Source organism: Anabaena catenula FACHB-362, assembly GCF_014698735.1.
Lineage (GTDB): Bacteria > Cyanobacteriota > Cyanobacteriia > Cyanobacteriales > Nostocaceae > Anabaena > Anabaena variabilis_A.
Genome location: NZ_JACJTQ010000043.1, coordinates 38,473 through 44,472 on the forward strand (window position 1 = coordinate 38,473; position 6,000 = coordinate 44,472).

General features: G+C 41.4%; 4 protein-coding genes and 1 pseudogene. 2 read left to right on the plus strand and 3 right to left on the minus strand.

The genetic code is table 11. The features are described from left to right. Positions 1-308: 308 nt before the first annotated feature. The gene (glnA, locus tag H6G68_RS21480; RefSeq protein WP_190908459.1) at positions 309-1,742 is read left to right on the plus strand and encodes a type I glutamate--ammonia ligase; all 1,434 of its coding nucleotides are present in this window, start codon (positions 309-311) and stop codon (positions 1,740-1,742) included. A gap of 93 nt (positions 1,743-1,835) precedes the next feature. On the opposite strand, the gene gifA is transcribed toward glnA, so the two are convergent. Further along, a complete protein-coding gene (gifA, locus tag H6G68_RS21485; RefSeq protein ID WP_127056145.1) occupies positions 1,836-2,036 on the minus strand; it encodes a glutamine synthetase inactivation factor IF7A in 201 nt (66 codons plus the stop codon). Positions 2,037-2,499: 463 nt separating this feature from the next. Between gifA and H6G68_RS21490 the strand changes: the two genes are divergently transcribed. Next, on the plus strand, positions 2,500-3,558 hold the full coding sequence (locus H6G68_RS21490; protein ID WP_190908460.1) for a class I SAM-dependent methyltransferase: 1,059 nt from the start codon (positions 2,500-2,502) through the stop codon (positions 3,556-3,558). Positions 3,559-4,120: 562 nt separating this feature from the next. Here the strand turns inward: H6G68_RS21490 and patX are convergent. After that, positions 4,121-4,357: a heterocyst-inhibiting protein PatX gene (patX, locus tag H6G68_RS21495; protein WP_071189122.1), complete on the minus strand. Its 237-nt coding sequence runs from the start codon at positions 4,355-4,357 to the stop codon at positions 4,121-4,123. A 101-nt stretch (positions 4,358-4,458) separates the two neighbouring features. Continuing rightward, positions 4,459-5,892 (minus strand): annotated as a pseudogene (locus H6G68_RS21500) (FAD-dependent oxidoreductase); the annotation flags it as partial. Between the last annotated feature and the right edge of the window lie 108 nt (positions 5,893-6,000).

Genomic DNA, 6,000 nt, shown 5'->3' on the forward strand with positions numbered 1-6,000 from the left:
TTATGCACCAGTAAACTTTTGTGCCATAAACAATAGATGCGGCACAAAAACGATCCATCCGCTATTTAAGGATTCTATGCCAAAGTTGACCCCCATGAGATGATATTTCCAGTTTTGTACAGATGATGAAGAAAGGTTAATATAACCTGTAATCCAGATCATCTGTAACAAACACTACAAAATCACCTCAAGTCAAGTATTTACGATATTCCAGGTGGTGTGTCACAACTTGGGTTAGCATAGCAGGCTGAAGATGCTTTGGCAGATTTTCGTTTTACTTTAGGAAATTGGGTACAGAAGGAGTAACAATGACAACACCAAAAGAAGTCTTGAAGATGATTCAAGACAAAAACATTCAGATGATTGATCTGAAATTCATCGATACACCAGGGACTTGGCAACATTTGACCATGTACCAGGATCAAATTGATGAAAGTTCATTCACTGATGGTGTTCCTTTCGACGGTTCTAGTATTCGGGGCTGGAAAGGTATCGAAGAATCTGACATGACAATGGTACTCGATCCCAACACCGCTTGGATCGACCCTTTCATGCAAGAGCCAACTCTAAGTATCATTTGTAGTATTAAAGAACCCCGCACAGGCGAATGGTATAACCGTTGCCCCCGTGTTATTGCTCAAAAAGCAATAGATTATCTTGCTTCTACAGGACTTGGTGACACTGCTTTCTTTGGTCCTGAAGCTGAATTCTTCATCTTTGATGATGTCCGTTACGACCAAACCGCCAACGAAGGCTACTATCATGTAGATTCCGTTGAAGGTCGTTGGAACACTGGTAGAAAGGGTAAAACTGGTGAAGTAGATGGTCCTAACCTGGGCTACAAAACCCGCTTCAAAGAAGGTTACTTCCCAGTTCCACCAACTGACAGCTTTCAAGATATGCGGACAGAAATGCTGCTAACAATGAAAGAATGTGGCGTACCGATTGAAAAGCAACACCATGAAGTTGCGACAGGTGGTCAGTGCGAACTTGGTTTTAGATTTGGTAAGTTAATCGAAGCTGCTGACTGGCTGATGACTTACAAATATGTGATCAAGAACGTTGCTAGAAAATACGGCAAAACCGTCACCTTCATGCCAAAACCCATTTTTGGCGATAACGGTTCTGGTATGCACTGTCACCAATCTATTTGGAAAGGTGGTCAACCTTTGTTTGCAGGTGACAAGTACGCTGGCATGAGCGAAATGGGACTATACTACATTGGTGGTATTCTTAAGCACGCTCCAGCGTTGTTGGCTATCACTAACCCCACTACAAATTCTTACAAGCGTCTAGTTCCGGGCTATGAAGCACCTGTAAACTTGGCTTATTCCCAAGGTAATCGTTCTGCTTCTGTGCGGATTCCCTTGTCTGGTAATAACCCCAAAGCCAAGCGGTTAGAGTTCCGTTGTCCAGATGCTACTTCTAATCCCTACTTAGCCTTTGCTGCCATGCTTTGCGCTGGTATTGATGGTATTAAGAACAAAATTCATCCTGGTGAACCCTTAGATAAAAATATCTATGAACTTTCTCCAGAAGAATTGGCGAAGATTCCTTCTACTCCAGGTTCTTTAGAACTTGCTTTGGAAGCACTGGAAAATGATCACGCTTTCTTAACAGACACAGGCGTGTTCTCAGAAGACTTCATCCAAAACTGGATTGACTACAAGCTGGCTAACGAAGTTAAGCAGATGCAATTGCGTCCTCATCCTTACGAATTCTTCTTGTACTACGATTGCTAATGGCAATTACGTAAAATTAGTCAATTTTAAAGCCACCTTCAAGGTGGCTTTTTCTGCATATCGTCATTTGGGAATCAGACTAAATGCACAACCTTAGCTCATGGAAGCATGACTGCTGCTATAAAGGCTCTGAGTAGTAGGATCTATCTTCCCTTGGATGGGGTTCCAGTAATGGGATAGTTCTTCGGGAAGACCAAGTTCTTGTGCCGCACGCATCAGCATTGATTGTTGACGGTTCTTAACTTGTTGATGTTGACGCACCATTAACGCGCGGGATTTTTCTTGAATAGACATAACTACACTCCTCTGTATTTTTTATTGATATATGGTTAACTATTCTTTCACTTCCCAATATAGCAAAAATTCTGTAGCTTATGTTACGGAATTTATTTTCTTAATATAAATTCATAATTGAATCGAAATATTGAATCGAAATAGCGATCGCTATTTTCACAACCTAGAGCAAAAAGAAAAGCATAGGGAAAACCCATACTAGTCAAGATGTCCAAACTCTGGAATTATCAACCAAATTTTCAGATTTTTTATCTTAAAATGAGTATTGATTTTGATACAACGCTTTATTTCTGACTTTTATTTACATAAAATAAAAAAGGTTAATAAATCTTAATTCATTGTTTAAGTAAGTCAGCACAATAAAACCAAACTATGTGACGAAAGGAAAACAAGGCTAAAACCCTTTTTCTCCCTGCTAGAAAGCTCCCTGCCTGATGCCAACGATAATTATTTACGCCTACTTATGTCTGACACCTTAACTAAATTGACCTATAAGACTCTTCAACAGAGCAAAAATTACTTTAGTCTGGCGCACAAAATCTTCAGTTTACGCCTCAGAGACCTCATACATCCCACACTTGGGCAAACCAGCCAACCCATATCCAAAGAGCTAATAGTGGGGCTAGAAGACCGATTAAATCAGCTACTAGAAACAGACTGGCAAGATGGAGAAAAAGGAATCTATCCCCACAGCTTATTGTTTGACAACCCGTGGGAAGAATTTTTGCGCTATTATCCGATGCTTTGGTTAGATTTGCCCCTAACCTGGGAGCGGCTCACACAGAATAGATATCAAGATTTTGCACAGGAAATAGAGAAAGATGGTTATCCCAGCTATTATGTGCAGAACTTCCATCATCAAACCAATGGCTATTTAAGCGACCTATCAGCCAATTTATATGACTTGCAGGTGGAAATTCTGTTTGGTGGTGCAGCTGATATTATGCGGAGGCGCATTCTCGCTCCCCTAAAACATGGGTTGGAAATTTTCAATGATCTTCCCCAAAAGCAAACCAAAATTTTAGATATAGCTTGCGGTACTGGGCGGACTTTGAAGTTGATTCGAGCAGCTTTGCCTCAAGCCTCTTTATTTGGTACAGATTTATCACCAGCTTATTTGCGTAAAGCCAATGAGCTACTATCGCAGATTCCGGGAGAATTGCCCCAACTTCTGCAAGCCAATGCCGAAGAATTACCTTATCTCGATCACTATTTTCATGCTGTAACTTCTGTGTTTCTCTTTCATGAGTTACCTGCATCAATACGTCAACCTGTGATAGAGCAATGCTTCCGAGTAACAAAACCAGGGGGAGTCTTTATTATCTGTGACTCGATTCAGATGAGTGATTCACCGGAATTGGCTCCTATAATGAATAACTTCTCCAAAATGTTCCATGAACCTTACTATAACCATTACATCACTGATGACTTGGTAGCGCGTTTAGAGCAAGCAGGATTTGAGAATATCAAAACACAAGTTCACTTTGTAAGCAAGTATTTTATTGCTCATAAGCCAGCTTAAAGTCACGCATAAATACTCATTTATTCAGGCTGATGACTCCTAGCACTCCAACACACTGATATTTACGGGTTAATTACAGAAAGAACAGTCTGATTCTCCCCCTGTTCCTTCTGCTTACCCGTTTTTCCTGCTCAACCTACTTGCCATTGGCCTTCCCAACCTGTAGACGCAAGCCGTGCAAAGCCGAAGTGGTTAAAGAAGGCTGGACTAGCACATATATTATGAGTCACTTATTCACCAATACACGTCAGGTTTACCGCAATTACCAGATGTTTTTAGAAAATACCAAACGGTTGCTGAGTGGTGTAGTTGTGTAGTGGCTTAACTGTCTAAGTCTGTAGTCAGAGAAGATTAAATCTGGAACGGTTGTGTAGTGCTTTAACTGTCTATATCTCTGTCAAAGAAGATGACATTGAAAACGGTTGATTAGCTGTGTAGTGCTTTAACTGTCTATGTCTCTGTTCGACAAATTGTGTCAAGGATGTTAAACATCCATTTATCCGGTAATTTGATTCCCTTGTTGGCAACTAATTTTCCTACAAGCAGTCTGAGGCTGGGGTTTTTAAACAACAGAATAGATATTTCTGGAATATCCCAAGGACTCTTTGCGCCCACTACCGCGATGAGGTGCTGGCGTTTCTGGTTGGTTAGGACTAGTTTGAGGTTTTTCAGCCAGTAGCTGTTGTGAACCAGAAGTAGCAATTAGCAGGTAGGAAAGGCGAGTCAGTACCGCTTCGCAGTTAAAAGCTAAGGAGCCGAATACCAGACTCGATACTAAAAGTGAAATGGCAGCACGCATAGTAGATGTCTATTTTAGAACTCTCCAATTCACTGATACTTAACTTTTATATGATCATCCGGACAATTTATTAAAAAGTATTGTATTTGACTGCAAAAAAATCAATTTGATACTTCGTCGATATATTCAACGAGTAGCCAGTTACCAGATGAATTTGTCCTTCCCCAGAGAGTGAGCTTTTCTTTAGCAGGAAGGGCTTGCAGTTGCTCATCAATATGGGATTGCAAAGTCACAATCTGCCAAATTTTCGGTGAAAATTCAGTTGGGTTTGTGATAGTAAATGTGTAGTGTTGTTGGTCTAGGCGATTAAAAATGCCTATGAAACAATCAAGATTCAAGTAATCATACGGATTAACCAATAAACCAGGACAATTACCACTAGTGGGATATGTTTCTGGGTTGTCCAAATAATGAATTTGCCAGTTGAGCCACTCTGGATGATTGGTTGATAAGTTAAACAGGGGAACAATTGCGGCAGGCGATCGCTCATCAGTTAATAAAGCTGCTTGCAGCGTCCTAACTGGCAAATCCCTGGGTTGACATTCTAACTCACAACATAGAGCAGCTGCCATACCCGCTGCTTGACCTATACCCATCACTACTGGTTGTAGTCTGGTAGCCCCATTAGCGATGTGGGACACAGAAATATTCTTTTCACAGACCAGCAAACCATTCGTAGCAACTGGAATCAGACAACGATAGGGAATAGTGAAGGGCGTTCCAGTCCAACGTCCACCCCAGCGGATAGATTTAGGTTGCAGTGAGAACTTATCACCAGGATAATGGTGGTCGTTGGCGTAGTTACCAATAGCAACCGTATCATCAAATTTAGCTGCGACACTACTACCTGCTAAGGGCAGAATATTCTGCTCACAGACAGTAACAAGTCCCTTTAAACGGCGACTTTCTCGATAATAGGGATGCAGCGCAAAAGCTGGAGAGAGGCTAGGAAAAACACCTTCTGCTAAACCGTAACGCCGACCAAGCTGAGTTTGGATAAAATGGGCAAAGTTTTGACTATGCCAGAAACATTCTTGGACAAACTCACGTCTAGTTAAATCTGACTCTATCAAACGGTTAGCTTTTTGGCCGTAGTCGTTGCCACAAATAGGCCAATTAATCATAAACCGACCTCCTGGTAAGCGACCATAATTTAAAAATTTCTCCGCCCCATAGTCATCCCAAGCGCCTGTAAACAATGATGAATTATAGTTAGGGGCAGGTGGAATTTGTGGGGCGACAGGTTCCCCAAAATCTTGCATTACCACCACCCAAGTTGGCGCTTGTACAGGGTATTTTTCGGTGAGAGAGTTAAAACTTTCTGGGGCGCTAGGTTCTCCCCACTCTGACTTTAGTTCCCAACCCCAACGATAAGGTACTTCCCCTAAAGCTAATAAATCACCCAATTCTGTACCATCGACAATAATTTTGGCGGTGACGGTGAAGTCTGCAAAGCGTACACCTGTAATACAGTCTTCTGTTCGCAAAACTTCTAAAGGGACTTTTCCTGATATCCATTGGAGATTAGGTAATTCCTAGGACTTACGCATTGACAAAAAAGATCATCTATGTATTCTAAATAATGGCATCCTTGCCAATGTTGGCAAAAATATGCTCACGGATAACAGAAGTAAACAGATTCC

Coding starts and splice junctions, on each gene's coding strand:
- glnA (WP_190908459.1), top strand. CDS start 309: ATGACAACACCAAAAGAAGTCTTGAAGATGATTCAAGACAAAAACATT.
- H6G68_RS21490 (WP_190908460.1), top strand. CDS start 2,500: ATGTCTGACACCTTAACTAAATTGACCTATAAGACTCTTCAACAGAGC.
- gifA (WP_127056145.1), bottom strand. CDS start 2,036: ATGTCTATTCAAGAAAAATCCCGCGCGTTAATGGTGCGTCAACATCAA.
- patX (WP_071189122.1), bottom strand. CDS start 4,357: ATGCGTGCTGCCATTTCACTTTTAGTATCGAGTCTGGTATTCGGCTCC.